General features: G+C 66.5%; 14 protein-coding genes. 3 read left to right on the forward strand and 11 right to left on the reverse strand.

Translation table 11 applies throughout. From position 1 onward, the window contains the following. Nucleotides 1-41: 41 nt before the first annotated feature. From holA to AC59GX_RS10575, 4 genes are read right to left on the reverse strand one after another with little or no spacing between them, the layout of a single operon-like run. Nucleotides 42-1,061 carry a DNA polymerase III subunit delta gene (gene holA / locus AC59GX_RS10560; protein ID WP_426283055.1) on the reverse strand — a complete coding sequence of 340 codons (1,020 nt, stop codon included), beginning with the start codon at nucleotides 1,059-1,061 and terminating at the stop codon, nucleotides 42-44. Continuing rightward, on the reverse strand, nucleotides 1,058-1,588 hold the full coding sequence (gene lptE / locus AC59GX_RS10565) for an LPS assembly lipoprotein LptE (protein ID WP_426283054.1): 531 nt from the start codon (nucleotides 1,586-1,588) through the stop codon (nucleotides 1,058-1,060). Before lptE ends, holA begins: the two co-directional genes overlap by 4 nt. After that, nucleotides 1,585-4,173: a leucine--tRNA ligase gene (gene leuS, locus AC59GX_RS10570; protein WP_426283053.1), complete on the reverse strand. Its 2,589-nt coding sequence runs from the start codon at nucleotides 4,171-4,173 to the stop codon at nucleotides 1,585-1,587. The genes lptE and leuS overlap by 4 nt, the downstream gene beginning before the upstream one ends. Nucleotides 4,174-4,183: 10 nt before the next feature. Then, nucleotides 4,184-4,615 (reverse strand): DUF3576 domain-containing protein, encoded by a 432-nt coding sequence (locus tag AC59GX_RS10575; protein WP_056053843.1) that lies wholly within the window; start codon nucleotides 4,613-4,615, stop codon nucleotides 4,184-4,186. 291 nt (nucleotides 4,616-4,906) lie between these two features. Here AC59GX_RS10575 and AC59GX_RS10580 point away from each other — a divergent pair, with 291 nt between their 5' ends. Further along, nucleotides 4,907-5,614 (forward strand): hypothetical protein, encoded by a 708-nt coding sequence (locus AC59GX_RS10580; RefSeq protein ID WP_192976718.1) that lies wholly within the window; start codon nucleotides 4,907-4,909, stop codon nucleotides 5,612-5,614. A gap of 161 nt (nucleotides 5,615-5,775) precedes the next feature. Here AC59GX_RS10580 and AC59GX_RS10585 read toward each other — a convergent pair whose 3' ends face one another. Then, nucleotides 5,776-6,294, reverse strand: coding sequence for a thiamine phosphate synthase (locus AC59GX_RS10585; protein WP_426283052.1), 519 nt, complete (start codon nucleotides 6,292-6,294; stop codon nucleotides 5,776-5,778). A 22-nt stretch (nucleotides 6,295-6,316) separates the two neighbouring features. On the opposite strand from AC59GX_RS10585, the gene AC59GX_RS10590 reads away from it, so the two are divergent. Together AC59GX_RS10590 and AC59GX_RS10595 are read left to right on the forward strand one after the other, a co-directional pair. Continuing rightward, nucleotides 6,317-6,991, forward strand: coding sequence for a YggS family pyridoxal phosphate-dependent enzyme (locus AC59GX_RS10590; RefSeq protein WP_426283051.1), 675 nt, complete (start codon nucleotides 6,317-6,319; stop codon nucleotides 6,989-6,991). After that, nucleotides 6,988-7,662 (forward strand): HAD family hydrolase, encoded by a 675-nt coding sequence (locus AC59GX_RS10595; protein ID WP_426283050.1) that lies wholly within the window; start codon nucleotides 6,988-6,990, stop codon nucleotides 7,660-7,662. Before AC59GX_RS10590 ends, AC59GX_RS10595 begins: the two co-directional genes overlap by 4 nt. Nucleotides 7,663-7,832: 170 nt before the next feature. On the opposite strand, the gene AC59GX_RS10600 is transcribed toward AC59GX_RS10595, so the two are convergent. The 6 genes from AC59GX_RS10600 to AC59GX_RS10625 form a co-directional block, all read right to left on the reverse strand. Beyond that, on the reverse strand, nucleotides 7,833-8,309 hold the full coding sequence (locus tag AC59GX_RS10600; RefSeq protein WP_497301658.1) for a YdcF family protein: 477 nt from the start codon (nucleotides 8,307-8,309) through the stop codon (nucleotides 7,833-7,835). 32 nt (nucleotides 8,310-8,341) lie between these two features. Continuing rightward, nucleotides 8,342-9,388, reverse strand: coding sequence for a GTP cyclohydrolase II (ribA, locus tag AC59GX_RS10605; RefSeq protein WP_426283048.1), 1,047 nt, complete (start codon nucleotides 9,386-9,388; stop codon nucleotides 8,342-8,344). Then, nucleotides 9,385-10,167 (reverse strand): exodeoxyribonuclease III, encoded by a 783-nt coding sequence (locus AC59GX_RS10610; protein ID WP_426283047.1) that lies wholly within the window; start codon nucleotides 10,165-10,167, stop codon nucleotides 9,385-9,387. The genes ribA and AC59GX_RS10610 overlap by 4 nt, the downstream gene beginning before the upstream one ends. A gap of 404 nt (nucleotides 10,168-10,571) precedes the next feature. Further along, a complete protein-coding gene (locus tag AC59GX_RS10615) occupies nucleotides 10,572-11,201 on the reverse strand; it encodes a LolA family protein (protein WP_426283046.1) in 630 nt (209 codons plus the stop codon). Between the two features lie 82 nt (nucleotides 11,202-11,283). Next, on the reverse strand, nucleotides 11,284-12,672 hold the full coding sequence (locus AC59GX_RS10620; protein WP_426283045.1) for a carbohydrate porin: 1,389 nt from the start codon (nucleotides 12,670-12,672) through the stop codon (nucleotides 11,284-11,286). A 211-nt stretch (nucleotides 12,673-12,883) separates the two neighbouring features. Continuing rightward, nucleotides 12,884-15,196: a DNA translocase FtsK gene (locus AC59GX_RS10625; protein WP_426283044.1), complete on the reverse strand. Its 2,313-nt coding sequence runs from the start codon at nucleotides 15,194-15,196 to the stop codon at nucleotides 12,884-12,886. Between the last annotated feature and the right edge of the window lie 121 nt (nucleotides 15,197-15,317).

A 15,317-nucleotide genomic window follows, 5' to 3' on the forward strand; every position in this document is an offset into this window, starting at 1 on the left:
CTCGGTCTCTACTCAGCACGAACGGGGAGGGGGCAGATGCGTTAGTTCCGCCGTGCGATCGCTTGCGATAGCGCCACCACCGCTGCCTCCGCCACCACACCGCCAGCATTCCCCGACGCCATGATCGCGCGCTCGGCGGTCCGGACGCGCTGGATTGCGGTGGCGAGCATTACCGGTGACCAGCGGCGCAAGGACCGCGCGGTGCTGGCCTCTTCCTTGAAGAACACCCTGTGGCGTTTCATCACTGCGTCGACTGCTTCGCCGCGGTCGATTTCGCCACGCATGTCGGCGAGAGCGATCAGGCGGCGGACGAGTTGGCGGAGCCAGGGGATCGGCGACGTGCCCGCTTCTTCGAGCACGGCGAGTTCGGCACCGAGATCGTCGACCCGGCCTTCGATGACGGCATTGATCGCACGGCTCATTTCCGCATCGCCGAGGTCTGCGCCGACCGCATCGAGTGCGTGGTGATCGAGGTCCGCAGGCCGATCGGGCGCGGCGTCGAGGTAGAGTGCGAGCTTCTCGATCTCGCGCGAAATGACGGCGCGGTCGCCTCCGGTCGTATCGACCAGGCGGCGGGCGACGCCGGGGGCGGGGCGGAGGCCGTTCTCGTTGGCGATCGTCGTCGCAAGGCGCTCGGCGTCCTGCGCGGTCGGGGCGTAGCAGGCGAACGCCAACGCGCGTGGGGAGTCGATCGCGAGCTTGACGATTTTGGCGTTGGATTTGACGGTCGGAGCGATCGCGACGACGGGGTTGCCGACGCGTTCGGCCGCCAAGAGGTTGGTGAAGGCTTCGAGGCTTTCCTCGCCGGCCGACGCGACGCGGACGAACCTTGCGCCTGCAAACAGCGACAGCGACGCGGCTTCGTCGGTCAGCCGGCCGGGGTCGCTCTTGAGCGTCGAGCCGTCGAGATCGACGCGTTCGGCGTCCGCGCCCATCGCCTTTGCCAGCACGCGGGCGAGGTCGCTTGCGCCGGCCTCGTCGGGGCCGTGGAGCAGGTACAGGCGGATGTCACCGCCCGGTTTGGCCAGCGCACCGCGGATCTGGCCGGCGCTGGCCTTCACTTTGCGGGCGTGGTGGCCTGCGCCGCGGCGACCGCAGGCGTGTTGCGCGCATACAGGGCGACACGCGCGACGATCTGGTCGGCGACGATCTGCGACAGGCGTTCGAGCGCGGTGTTCTCGGCGGCGATCGTTGCATATTCCGAGCGGACGACGTCGATGCCCGCGTCGGAGCCCGCGGTCGCGTCGAGCAGCACCGAATTGTCGCCGATCCGGACGAGTTGATAGCGTGCGCGCAACGTGCGGCGTTCGCGCGAGACACTGTCGTCGGTGCGCACGCCGAGGCCGCTGATCGTGTCGTCGAGGCGGATGTCGATCCGGTAGAGCGCCGGTGCGCCGTTCGAGGGCAGGCGATCGCGCAGCGCGGTGGCCATGAGCCAGCCGTTCTTGCCCGCGATCGGCGCGATCTCAACCTGGCCGAGCGCACCCGCGACCGGACCGCTGCTGCCGCCGGCATAGAGCGGGTGCAGGCCGCAGCCGGACAGTGCGGGGGCCAGCACGAGTGCGCTAAGGATCGCTAGGCGCTTCATGCGACGATGTTCACGAGACGGTCGGGCACGACGATCACTTTCCGGGGCGGCTTGCCCTCGAGCAGGCGGACGATCTTTTCGGAGGCGAGCGCGGCGGCTTCGACCTCGTCCTTCGGCGCGCCCTTGGGGAAGACGAGCGTGTCGCGGAGCTTGCCGTTGACCTGCACCGCAATGGTCACCTCGTCGTCGACCAGCATCGCCGGATCGACGATCGGCCAGGCGGCGTCGGCGATCAGGCCGTCATTGCCCGCAGTCGCCCAGGCTTCTTCGGCGACGTGCGGAACCATCGGGCTGACGAGCAGCAGCAGCGTGCGGATCGCCTGTTCGCGGTCTGCGGAGGGCGCCGCCTTCTCGATCGCGCTGCATAGGGAATAGAGTCGTGCGACCGCCTTGTTGAACTGCAAGGCGTTGATATCGCTCTCGATACCGACGGTCGTGCGGTGGCAGAGTTTGCGCAAGGCGATGTCGTCGCCCTCGGCCTTGGCTGCGTCGTCGGACTCGATCAGGCGCCAGAGACGCTGGACGAACCGCCACGCGCCTTCGATGCCGGACTCGCTCCAAGGTAGATCGCGTTCGGGCGGCGAGTCGGAGAGCACGAACCAGCGCACCGCGTCGGCGCCATACTGGTCGACGATCGGCTCGGGATCGACGGTGTTCTTCTTCGACTTCGACATCTTCGTCACACGACCGACCGTGACGGGGCCTCCGGTCGCGATCTCGATATACCCCGCATCGGTCTTGCGGACTTCGTCGGGAGACAGCCACTTCGTCTTCACCGGCGCGTCGCTCGAATCGTCGTCGTCGGTGTCGGTCTCCGGCTGCGCGTCGCCGGCGTCGCCTCGGCTATACGTCTCGTGCGTGACCATACCTTGGGTGAACAGCCCGGCGAACGGCTCGGCGATGTCGAGCATGCCAATGTGCTTCAGCGCGCGCGTCCAGAACCGCGCGTAGAGCAGATGCAGGATCGCGTGCTCGACGCCGCCGATATACTGGTTGACCGGCAGCCACTTCTCCGCGCCCGTCCGGTCGAACGGTTTCGCGTCCGGCTGGCTGGCGAAGCGGATGAAATACCACGACGAATCGACGAACGTGTCGAGCGTATCGGTCTCGCGCCGCGCGTTCGCACCGCAGGACGGGCAGGGGACGTGCTTCCAGGTCGGATGGCGATCGAGCGGGTTGCCGGGGATGTCGAAGCTGACGTCCTCGGGCAGCACGATCGGCAGCTGGTCCTTGGGCACCGGCACTGCGCCGCATGCGTCGCAGTGGATGATCGGGATCGGTGTGCCCCAGTAACGCTGGCGGCTGACGCCCCAGTCGCGCAGGCGGAACACGGTCGTGCCCTTGCCCCAGCCTTCGCCCTCGGCGCGTTCGATCACGACGCGCTTGGCGTCCTCAATGTCGAGCCCATCGAGGAAGTGCGAGTTCACGATAGTGCCGGCGCCGGTCCAGGCGGTGTCGCCGACGAACACGGGGGCTTCGTCATCGCCTTCGCTGACGACGCGCTTGACGGGTAGGTCGTATTTGCGCGCGAAATCGAGATCGCGCTGGTCATGCGCGGGGACGCCGAACACAGCGCCGGTGCCGTATTCCATCAGCACGAAGTTCGCGATGTAGACGGGGAGGTGCCACGTCTTGTCGAGCGGATGCACCGCGCGGATGCCGGTGTCGAAGCCGAGCTTTTCCTGTGTATCGAGTTCGGCCGCGGTGGTGCCGCCACGCTTGCAGAGTTCGATGAAGGCTGCGGCGTCGGGGTTCGTCTCGGCGATGGCGCGCGCGATCGGGTGATCGGCGGCGACTGCGACGAAGCTGGAGCCGAACATCGTGTCGGGACGGGTGGTGAAGACCTCGACCGAGCCGATGTCCGTCGCGTTGCCCGCCAGCGCGAACTTGAACTGCAGGCCCTGGCTGCGGCCGATCCAGTTTTCCTGCATGAGCTTGACCTTGTCGGGCCAGTGCTCGAGCGCGCCCAACCCGTCGACCAGTTCGTCGGCGAAGTCGGTGATCTTCAGGAACCACTGCGACAGTTTCCGCCGCTCGACCAGCGCGCCCGAGCGCCAGCCGCGACCGTCGATCACCTGCTCGTTGGCGAGCACGGTCATGTCGACCGGATCCCAGTTTACCGCCGATTCCTTGCGGTACACGAGCCCCGCCGCGAACAGGTCGAGGAACAGCGCCTGCTCGTGGCCGTAATAGTCTGGCTCGCAGGTCGCCAGTTCGCGCGTCCAGTCGAGCGCGAAGCCCAGGCGCTTCAGCTGCGCCTTCATCGTTGCGATGTTGGCACGCGTCCAGGTGCCCGGATGCACGCCCTTTTCCATCGCTGCGTTTTCGGCGGGCATGCCAAACGCGTCCCAGCCCATCGGATGGAGCACTTCCATGCCCTTCATCCGACGGAACCGCGCGAGCACGTCGCCCATCGTGTAGTTCCGGACGTGCCCCATGTGGATGCGCCCCGACGGATAGGGGAACATCTCGAGGACGTACGAGCGCGGCTTGGTCGACAGGTCGTCCGCGGCGAACGTCTTGCGCTCGTCCCAGACCTTCTGCCACGCCGCGTCCGCCTTCAACGCATTGAAACGCGACGCCATTATGTCGTCCTCAGCCCGCGATCGAGGCGCGGCGCAGGTCGCGGGCCTTGGTCAGGATGATGTCCTCGAGCTTCTGCGTGGTCGCGGCCTGGACCGGTGACGACACCCACTGGCCGTTGCGATTGACTTCGCGGAGGGCCGCAACGCGCAGCGCATCGGCGCGCAGATCCTGGTCGAGGATCGAGACGGTGACCTTCATGCGCTCGGTCGGGGTCTGCGGATTGATGTACCAGTCGGTGACGATCACGCCGCCGTTGGAATCGGTCTGGAGCAACGGCATGAAGCCGAGCGTGTCGAGGCTCGCGCGCCATAGATAGCTGTTCACGCCGATCGTCGTGATCTTCGACGCGGCGAGATCCGCCTTGGGACGCGCCGATCCGCCGCCGCAAGCGACGAGAGGCAGGGCAAACAGCACGACTGCGATACGCGAGCGGCGGAACATGGGCATCATCCTGGCAAGAAAATCAGCCCTTGCTCTACAGGCGAGCCCGCGCGCCCGCAAGCAGACGCCGGCGTGCGCGACGAGCGTATGCGCGGGGGGCTGCGTCGACTGGGAGAGCAACCGATCCGGTAGCGCTATCGCGGCGATCTGTGTGCTGATTGCAACACTGTCCGACAATTCGGCGACGAAGGGTGGGAATGGGCGGTTCTGCGGCCTTTGCTGTGGATCAATTCATGTTAGATGCGGTTTAACAGGATCCGATTACGGGATTCGAAGGACAGATTCGTTGTGATGACGCGTGGGGGAATAGTTGGGGTGGTTGCCGGGGCGCTTGTCGCCACCGCCGCAATCGTCGCGCCTGCCTTCGGCGCCAGCGAACAGCCCGCCCGGATCGCCAAGCATAACGTCGCCGCGGTTCGCGGTATCGGATCGTTTACCCCGGCCGCCGCCGACCCCCGCCTTGCCGCGATGTTCGCGCGCGGTGGCTTCGACGCCGGCAGCTTCAAGTTCACGCCCGCCGAGACGCGCCAGGATAACCGCGCTGTGACCGTTGCGGTCCGTGCGCAGACCAACCGCGGTGTCGCGAACACGGCCAGCCTCGCTTCGACCACGCCGACCGTCGGTATTGCGCCGATCGCCTACAACCTCGGCATGTCGGTCGGCTGGAAGCGGTTCGCGATCTCGGGTGACGTGAACAAGCTCGATCTCGGCGTGATGCCGGGTGGGCGCGAGGCGGCTGACCTTGCGGTGAGCTATAGCGCCAAGCGCTTCAGCGGCACGGTGAAGGCTGCGGCGGATCGCCCGCTGTCGAGCGCGCCGCGCCTCGTCGAGGACGCGCCGAGCTATTCGGTCGATCTTGGCGGGTCCTACGCGTTGACGCGTAGCCTCGCGGTGACGGCTGGCGTGCGGTATCGGTCGGACCGCGAGCGCTTCGTGAAGGTCGATGACGACCGTCGTGACAGCCAAGCCGTGTATCTGGGCACCGCCTTCCGCTTCTAAGCGTCCAGTAAAGTGGTACTTTGCTGGAGTTTCTGAACGGTCGGGGGACCTTGCTAGGGTATTCTTCGATACGGGTGACGTGGGCCCCAGTGTGAGATCCCAGCTTTCGCTGGGATGACGGGGGTTGGGTAAGCGACGGGGTGTTCGTTCTCGCTTAGCACCTAACGGATCCAGGCATCGATCGCGGCCCAGCCGTGAAAGCCGAAACGCTGGATGCGCCGCCAGTGCGACTCGGTCATTCCGCCTAGCGCGATCATTGGTATCCCCAGTCCTCTTCCGATTCGCATCGCCCGCGCTGGACCGATCCCCGCCGCGCCGTCGTGCGACCGGGTGGGATGAACCGGCGAAACGAACAGGGCATCAGCCCCGGCGCGCTTGCCAGCTAAGGCTTCGCTTCTCGAGTGCGCTGGCCAGGTTCTGATCCCGTGAGTCTGTGCCCGACCATGCACGCCGGCGGCCGCGATCACAGGCTTTCCCCCCACCACAACGACTAGCCGCCGTGCTTGGGCGACGTGCTTGACCCGCCGCAGCAATACCCGCCGTTCTCGCTCGGCCGTGGCATAATGCCGAAACACCACCCCTGATCCGGGCGGCAACCGCCTGAGCGCACGCCACAAGGCGTCGCCCATCCGCTCGTCGGTCATCAGCCAGCGCGCGGGAATGGGGTTACGACGGGCCACGCCGCTGCCTATAGCGCGCCGCATGATTGCTGACGACACCACCAAATTGCAGGCTATCCGCAGCCGGATCGCCAAGGCCGCCGAGATTGCGGATCGCCGCGCGGACGACGTGACGCTGATCGCGGTCTCCAAGACGCATCCGGTCGAGGCGATCGAACCGCTGCTCGTCGAAGGCCAGCGCGTGTTCGGCGAGAACCGCGTGCAGGAAGCGTCCGAGAAATGGCCGGCGTTGCGTGAGGCCTATCCCGACGTCGAACTGCACCTGATAGGCCAGCTCCAGTCGAACAAGGCGGCCGAGGCGGTGGCGTTGTTCGACTGCATCCATGCGGTCGATCGCCCGTCGCTGGTCACCGCGCTGGGGAAGGCGATGGACGCGAGCGATCGTCGGCCGGACTGTTTCCTTCAGGTCAACATCGGCGACGAGCCGCAAAAGGGTGGCTGCGCGATCGCCGACCTGCCGGCGCTGGTAGAACAGGCGCGCGCCGCCGGCCTGCCGATCGCCGGGCTGATGTGCCTGCCGCCTGCGGACATCGAGCCGGCGCCGTATTTCGCGCTGCTGGCCAAACTCGCGCGCGATCACGGGTTGACCGGCCTCAGCATGGGCATGTCCGACGATTTCGAGACCGCGGTGACGATCGGCGCGACTCATGTCCGGATCGGCAGCGCGTTGTTCGGCGCGCGGGGGACGGGCGCATGAGCATACCGGTTCGGTTCGACGCGCTGCTGTTCGACTTTGACGGCGTGCTGATCGACAGCGAAGCCGTCGGCAACCGCCACATCGCGGAATGGCTGACCGCTGCGGGGCACCCGACCAGCGCCGAAGATTCGATGGCGAACTTCATGGGGCTCGCCGGGCCGCAGTTCATCGACGCAGTCGAGCGCTGGATCGGGAGGCCGCTCACCGAAGACTTCTACGCCGCGCGGAAGGCCGAGGACGAGCGCGTGATGGCGGCCGGCGTCGACGCGATTGAGGGCGCAGTGGCGTTCGTCCGCTCGCTCCCGGCCGACTTGCCCAAGGCTATCGTCTCGTCGAGCCCGGTTTCGTGGATCGCGCGGCATCTGGAGCATATCGGCCTGCGCGATGCGTTCGGCGATCATCTCTATAGCGGGCGGGAGCATGTGACGAACGGCAAGCCGGCACCTGATCTGTATCTGTTCGGGGCGCGGCAGTTGGGCGTCGATATCGCGCGGACGGTGATCCTGGAGGATTCGCCTGTGGGGGCGACTGGGGCGGTGGCTTCGGGGGGCTATGTTATCGGCTTGTCGGCGGGGTCGCATTGCAATGCCGAGCATGGTGCGCGGTTGAAGGCGATCGGTGTTGATGCGCTGGCGGAGAGTTTCGACGACGTGGCGCGTCTTCTGGCCTAGCCCCGAAAGGTGCAGGCTCCCCTCCCTGAAAGGGAGGGGATGGGGGTGGGTAGGGCGGCTTGAGCCACCAGCGTTCGATTATGCGGAAGCCGACCCACCCCCGACCCCTCCCTTCCAGGGAGGGGGGAAGATTCGTGATACGTCGATTTCAATCCTGCGCGCGCAGGCAGTCAGCCCCGCTTGCGTCGCCAGATCGCACCGATCCCCGCGACCAGATCATACGGAATCGCCGCCGCCTCGCGCGTCCGCATCTTGAGCTGGTACCGCCGGCTCCCGCCATGCGGCACGTGGATCGCGCTCGCGGGCATGCCGAGCATCGCGAACAGCATCCGGATGCGCGGCTGATGATAGCCGTCGGTGCAGATCATGCACTGCGCATACTCGCCCGCGCGCGCGAAGGCGGTCGCGGCGACGACGCTTTGCAACGTGTCTACGCTGGCCTCGTCGAGATGGATTCGCGACCGATCGACTGTCTCGGCCAGCACATCCCCCATCACCGACGCCTCGGATGGCCCGTGCGTGCCCTTCGCGCCTGAGCAGAACAGGTCCGCATCGACGTATCGCGCCGCCGCCGCCGCTGCGAACGCGATGCGGCGGGCGAGGGTGGGGCTTGGGCTGCCATCGGGACGAACGGCCGCGCCGAACACCACGATCAGGCGGCGTGAGGGAGGTATCTCGGTCAGAACTGGTGGCCCGTGCGGTCGCGCTTGGTCGCGAGATACTGCGCATTGTGCGGGTTGGACGGCAGGAAATGCGGCACGCGTTCGATCACCGTCACGCCCGCCGCTTCGAGCCCGGCGACCTTGGCGGGGTTGTTGGTCAGCAACCGTATTTCGCGTTGGCCGAGCAGCGTCAGCATCCGCGCCGCCACCCCGAAATCGCGCGCATCGACTGCGAACCCGAGCCGCGTGTTCGCGTCGACCGTGTCGAAGCCCTGGTCTTGCAACGCATACGCACGCAGCTTGTTGACCAGGCCGATGCCGCGACCTTCCTGCCGCAGATACAGCAGGATACCCCAGCCGCCATCCTGGATCGCATGGATCGCGGCGTGCAACTGCGGCCCGCAGTCGCATTTGAGGCTGCCGAGCACGTCGCCCGTCAGGCACTCGCTGTGGAGGCGGACCAGCGGCGGCTGGCCGTTGGGCTGGCCGATCAGCAGCGCGATATGCTCGTCCGCGCTTTCGGGGCTGCGGAACGCTACGATTTCCGCATCCTCCGCGCCTTCTACTGGAAGCCGCGCGCGTGCCGCGAGTGTCAGTCGGTTTGCATCCTCGTGCGCGTCGATGTCTGCGCGGGCGATGCGGACCTCGGGTTCGCCCGTGCCGAGGAAGAACGCCGGCAGCAATCCCGCGATTCGGGCAAGGCGCAAGGCAGCTGCCGCCGCGTCCGGATCGGCGAGCGGGAGCGTCTGGAACGGACCCTTGAGGGGGGTGGCCAAGTCGAATTGCGGATCGGCCAGCGCGGTCGCGGCGGCGAAGTCGATCCAGGGGGCGCGATCGACGAGCACGGGCTCGGTCGAATCCGCGGCCGGGAGCTGGTTCGCGAGCTTCAACGTTGCCGCGCGACCCGACGAGATCAGGACGCCGCCATTCGCGTCGGGATCGAACGCCGCCAGACGATCCGCGTCCGCCGTCTCGACCGCGAGCAGCACTAGCCCGTCGATCGCGATCGGCCAGCCGCGCCTGAGCGCATCGACCGCGCGGGCGGCGGCGCGGGGATTGGTCAAAACGCGAACTCGGTCATGATCGGGACGTGGTCGGACGGCTTGAGCCAGCTTCGGCAGCGTTCGTAGACGTGGTGCGATACCGCGGCTTCGGCGGCGGCACCGGTCGCCCACATATGATCGAGCCGGCGGCCACGGTCCGACGCCGCCCAATCCTTCGCGCGGTAGCTCCACCATGTGAACAGGCGGGCGGGGGCGGGGTGGAAATGGCGGCCGAGATCGACCCAGTCGCCGGCCGCCTGCAACTTGCCCAGCGCCTCGACCTCCACGGGGGTGTGGCTGACGACGTCGAGCAACTGCTTGTGGCTCCAGACGTCGGATTCGAGTGGGGCGATGTTGAAGTCGCCTACAAGGATGGTGGGGCCGGGGAGGGTTTCCGACCAGGTCGTCATGCGCTCGATGAAGTCGAGCTTCTGCCCGAACTTGGGGTTCACCTCGCGATTGGGGACGTCGCCGCCGGCGGGGACGTAGACGTTCTCGAGCCGTACGCCGTTCTCCAGCCGGACGCCGATGTGGCGCGCCTCGCTGTTCGCCTGCCAGTCGAAGCGGTCGTCCTCGACGATCGGGACTCGGCTCAGGATCGCGACGCCGTGGTGCATGCGCTGGCCGTGCAGGACGATGTGCTCGTAACCAAGCGCGCGGAACGCCGCCAACGGGAAGTCGCCGTCGATCACCTTGGTCTCCTGCAGGCACAGGATGTCGGGCTGCTCGTCGCGCAGAAACTGTTCGACGATGGCGATCCGGAAACGGACCGAGTTGATGTTCCAGGAGACGATCTTCACCGGCGCGATGTAGCGTTGCGGGGGGGTGGGGACAAGGAAGCGTCTGAAGCGCAACGGTCTCCCATCCCTGAAAGGGAGGGGCAGGGGGTGGGTCGGTTTCCACGCATCCGACGCTTCGGTTTTAGAAGGTCAGAAGGCGCCACGGGCAAAGCCCATGTCGTCGACCGGGCTATCGCCCGTCGGCCGCGCTCGAGCGAGTCAGGCAGATCTTTTTGCCTGCCGCTCTACGCGAAAGACCCCCGCTCCGGGGGCATGGAGCGAGGGCCAACTCAGCGTTCGTCACGCAGGCAAGAAATGGGGAAACCATCCGGGCAACAGGGGGAAAAATCCCGAATGCCCCACATCCGCGAGCCACTCTCTAGGAGGCCGAACCTGTCGCTTGCATGAATGACACGAATTTTATGTTATTTTCTTACACCCGTGCGGCGCGGATCGTTCCAGCGGAAGCTGTTGTCGCTGACCGGTTCGCCGAACTTCTGGTTGGTCAGGCGGATCGTCGTCCGGTTGTTCTGGCTATCGAGCGCAACCCACCCCTGCAGCATCAACCCGCCCGGCGCGGTCGCGTTGCGGACGAACACCAGCGTGATCCGGCCATATTCGGGGTGCTTGGGATCGTTCGCCTCGACCGACACGATCCGCTGGTCGTAGCCGGGGACGAGTTTCGCATAGCGCGTGATGTCGCGCGTCGGATCGAGCAGTACGCCGAGCGGCGAGTTCTTGATCGGCCAGCGCTGTACCTGCTTCACCGAATAATCGATGAAGGTCAGCGCGCCGCCCTCCGCGACGATCAGGATCGGCACGCCCTTTTCATACTGGAAACGCAGCTTGCCGGGCTTCTTCAGCGTCAGCACGCCGGTCAGCACCTTGCCGTTGCGATCCGCCTGCGAGAAATTCGCGGTCATGGTCTCGACCGATTGCAGGTGCTTCTGCACGGCGGCGAGGTCACCGGTCGCCTGCGCGGCGATCGGGGCAGGCACGGCGGCGACGGACAAAGCGGCGATCGTCGCGATCACCGCGGGGCGGGTATTGAACATCGAAATCTCCTCAAGGCGCGACCGTTGCCCGCCCGCGCTTGAACCGCCACTGAATTCGGCGAGTTCCGTGAGAGCGCGCGGACTACAGCGTAATCGCGCCCTTCAGGCCGAGCACCGCAACGTCGTCCGCGTCGTGCACGCCGCCGGGGTTGTGGATGAACTGCACGTTCGGGCGCAACTCGAGCCACTTGGTCGGGTGGACGCTGTAATAGATTTCCGACGCATATTCCGCATCCTGCACCGCGGGCCGCGCCGGATCGAGTTCTTGGCCCTTCGCCACGCGTCCGTTCACGTTGGTCCGTGCCACGCCGAAGCCGAGGATGTCGTTCGGCCGCCACGGTACCAGCCCCTTGTAGAACAGCCCGGCGGCGATCTGGTTGTCGGTGGTCGAGGTCGCGCGGTCGGCCTGCGTCGCGTTGAGGAACACGCTGAGCCCGGTGACCGACTTGCCGTCCTTCGAGGTGCCGGTGACCTGTTGCTGGATGTTGAAATACACGCCGTAGCGTGCGCTGCGTCGCAGCGGTTCGAGGCCGGTGATCGCGATCGGCCGGCGGTTCAGGTCGTAGAACACGTCGTCGCCGTTCGAGGTATTGACCCAACCGCCGACCTTGTACGCGCCGACTCGGCCGTCGTCGTCGCCGCGCCGCCATTCGGCCTCGACGGGGATCAGCGCGCCGGTCGCACCGTGGAAATGGCCGATCACGAAGTCCTTTTCGAGGTTGCGCGGGTTCACTTCGTAGGCGGCGGTCTTCAGCGTGAGGTGATCGTTGACGTCGTAGCGCAGCCGCGCGCCCCATTGGCTGACCGGCCAGTTCTGCCAGTAATCGCCGTTCAGATTGCCCGGCGGCGCACCGCAGAAGCTGAGGTTCTGGAAATAGCACGAGAAGGACGCGAAATCCTCGCCCGGATTGGTGCGGCCGATCTTGAGTTCGAGCTTTTCGCCAAGTTTCTGCTCGTACCAGAATTGTGTGAGGCGGACGGTCTGGCCGCGGCCGTACACTTCTTGCACCTGTTGCAGCACGCCGAGATTGGCGTCCGCACCCAGATCGCGACCACGGCGGTAGGTGACGGTCGCCTGGAACGCGCCGCCCCTGAGGCCGACGACCTTGTCGAGATCGAGCAGCACGCCGACGTCGAACTGACCGGTTTCGCGCAGCAGCTTCCGGTCGCCGCCGGAGAAATTATAGGCGCTTTCCGAGGCATAGCGCGCGCTGAGCCCAATACCGCGATCGGCCAGTCGTTTGCGGATATCGAACCAGTCGGCGAACAGGCCGGGGGGCGGTGTACGCTGCGTATCGGCGGTCAGCGCAGAGGGTGAGAGATCGCTGTCACGGCGCACGCCGGAGCGCGGGCGGTGCTGCGTGTCGGTCGCACTGCTGCCGGGGGTCTGCTTGGCGGTATCCTGCGCGGAGACCTGACCGGGTATTGCGAGCGTCAACGCTGCCGCTGCACAGAACCGCCAATTTTCCATAACGCCCACCTGTTTTTCGTAACCTGTATCAATCCCGTATACCGGGCATCGGCTGTTCGGAACCCTTGTCCAAAGGTATGTCTTGATGAGGCGCACCCCTTCCAGTTCTCCCGCGACGGCGGGAGCCCAGGGGTCCAGACGATATCGCGGGTGACTCCTGGACTCCCGCTTTCGCGAGGGAACAGGGGGGCGAACGGCCGCGCGGGCGACGCTAGATTGCATGCCCCTCGGTATCGCGCAGCACTTCGCGGCGGCCGACGTGATCGGGGCGGCCGACGATGCCGTCCTTCTCCATCCGCTCGATCAACCGCGCGGCGGAATTGTAGCCGATCCGCAATTGGCGCTGGAGCCACGAGGTCGAGGCCTTCTGCGACTCGCAGACCAGCTGGATCGCCTGGCGATATTGCTGGTCCTCCGCGGAGTCTTCACCGGTCGGTGAGCCCTCCAGCGCGAAGCTCTCCTCGGGCTCCTCGGTCACCGACGAGATGTAATCCGGCAGCCCCTGCGACCGCCAGTGATCCGCCACCAGCCGCACTTCGTCATCGGTCACGAACGGCCCGTGGACGCGGACGATGCCCTTGCCGCCGGGCATGTAGAGCATGTCGCCCTTGCCGAGCAGCTGCTCGGCACCCTGTTCGCCGAGAATGGTGCGCGAATCGATCTTCGAGGTGACGTGGAAGCTGATCCGGGTCGGCAGGTTGGCCTTGATGACGCCGGTGATGACGTCGACCGACGGCCGCTGCGTCGCCATGATCAGGTGGATGCCCGCCGCGCGTGCCTTCTGCGCGAGCCGCTGGATAAGGAATTCGACCTCCTTGCCCGCGGTCATCATCAGATCGGCAAGCTCGTCGACGATCACCACGATCTGCGGCAGCACGTCGTATTCGAGCTTCTCCTCCTCGTACATCGGCGCGCCGGTGTCGGGATGATACCCCGTCTGCACCTTGCGCCCGAGCGGCTGCCCCTTGGCCTTTGCCCCTCGGACCTTGTCGTTGAAGCCCGCGAGGCTGCGCACGCCGACGGAGGACATCTGGCGATAGCGATCCTCCATCGTCTCGACCGCCCATTTCAGCGCGCGCACCGCCTTGGCGGGATCGGTCACGACCGGCGAGAGCAGATGCGGAATGTCGTCGTACATGCTCAGTTCGAGCATCTTCGGATCGATCATGATCATCCGGCACTGATTCGGCGTCAGCTTGTACAGCAGCGACAGGATCATGCTGTTCAGGCCGACCGACTTGCCCGAGCCGGTGGTGCCCGCGACCAGCAGATGCGGCATCGGCGCGAGATCGGCGATCACCGAATCGCCCGCGATGTTCTTGCCCAGGATGATCGGCAACTGCGCCGACTGGTCCTCGAACGTCTGGCTGCCAACCAGCTCATGGAGCGACACCGCCTCGCGCCGCGCGTTCGGCAGCTCGATGCCGATGACGTTGCGCCCCGGGATCACAGCCACGCGCGCGGAGATCGCGGACATGTTGCGCGCGATATCGTCGGCAAGCGCGATGACGCGGCTTGCCTTGATGCCGGGCGCGGGTTCGAGTTCGTACATCGTCACGACCGGGCCCGGCCGGACCTCGATGATCGATCCCTTGACGTGGAAGTCGTCGAGCACGTTCTCGAGCAGGCGGGCGTTGCGTTCGAGCCCGGCCTTATCGATCACATTGCCCTGGCTCGGCGGCGACGGCGTCAGCAGGTCGAGGCTCGGCAGCGTGAAATTGTCGCGCAGGTCGAGCGACGACTGGCGCTCCTTGGGCTTGGCCTGCGACGGCGCATTCTGGCGATCCGCGATCACCGGGGCAGGGCGCGGGTCGGGCTCGGCGACTGCGCGCGGCTCGACCGGTTTCCGGGTCAACGTCAGCGGCTCGTCGTCGTCCTCGTCGATCTCCGCGAAGCCGTCATAGCCCAGCGCCTCGGTCCGATTGCGGCGGGGAAGGCGCCATTTGCGCTCGCCGAGATCGATCTCGATGCTCTTGCCCCACACGATCGCACCCGCGATCGCGGCGACCAGCCCGATCGCGCGCGCGGACCAGAGCTCGGCGACCGGCTGGCCGATGAAGCTCAACGCCCAGTGCACCGCGCTGGAGACCGACAACCCAACCACGCCGCCCCAGCCAGCGGGGAGTGCGAGTACCGATGTCCCCGATACGAATGCCAGCGCGCTCGCCATCAGCGCGACGCCGATCGCCGCGCCGCGCACCATCCGCACCCAATGCCCGAGCGGCGCGTCACGCCACAGTCGCATCCCGAGAATCGGTCCGATCGGCAGCAGCAACGCGACCGCGGGTCCGAACAGCGTCAGCGCGATATCCGCGAACCATGCACCCGGCGGCCCGACCAGATTGGCGGGGTCGCCGCCCGACGCGGTGTTCAGCGCGGGGTCGCTTGGGTGATAGCTCGCCAGCGCCAGCGCCATCAGCAGCGTGCCGACGAACAACGCGATCGCCGCGATCAGCGCACCGCTGCGGACGGCGCCCGCCTTCACCGTCTCACGCCACAAGGCTGGCTGCGCGCGGCTGGCCATGACCCGTATTCTCCAGATTCTCTACAATAGAGAAATGCATCGTCCCCGGCAGCGTCAACGTCAAGATAACCGCGCTGCAACACGGGTTAAACCGCGTCGGGAACGTCGTTGGCAGCGACCG

Source organism: Sphingomonas sp. 320_CC, assembly GCF_059691795.1.

Excerpts from the sequence above, each read along its gene's own strand:
- lptE (WP_426283054.1), bottom strand. The coding sequence starts at position 1,588 with ATGAAGCGCCTAGCGATCCTTAGCGCACTCGTGCTGGCCCCCGCACTG.
- leuS (WP_426283053.1), bottom strand. The coding sequence starts at position 4,173 with ATGGCGTCGCGTTTCAATGCGTTGAAGGCGGACGCGGCGTGGCAGAAG.
- AC59GX_RS10575 (WP_056053843.1), bottom strand. The coding sequence starts at position 4,615 with ATGTTCCGCCGCTCGCGTATCGCAGTCGTGCTGTTTGCCCTGCCTCTC.
- AC59GX_RS10580 (WP_192976718.1), top strand. The coding sequence starts at position 4,907 with ATGACGCGTGGGGGAATAGTTGGGGTGGTTGCCGGGGCGCTTGTCGCC.
- AC59GX_RS10590 (WP_426283051.1), top strand. The coding sequence starts at position 6,317 with ATGATTGCTGACGACACCACCAAATTGCAGGCTATCCGCAGCCGGATC.
- AC59GX_RS10595 (WP_426283050.1), top strand. The coding sequence starts at position 6,988 with ATGAGCATACCGGTTCGGTTCGACGCGCTGCTGTTCGACTTTGACGGC.
- AC59GX_RS10615 (WP_426283046.1), bottom strand. The coding sequence starts at position 11,201 with ATGTTCAATACCCGCCCCGCGGTGATCGCGACGATCGCCGCTTTGTCC.
- AC59GX_RS10620 (WP_426283045.1), bottom strand. The coding sequence starts at position 12,672 with ATGGAAAATTGGCGGTTCTGTGCAGCGGCAGCGTTGACGCTCGCAATA.
- AC59GX_RS10625 (WP_426283044.1), bottom strand. The coding sequence starts at position 15,196 with ATGGCCAGCCGCGCGCAGCCAGCCTTGTGGCGTGAGACGGTGAAGGCG.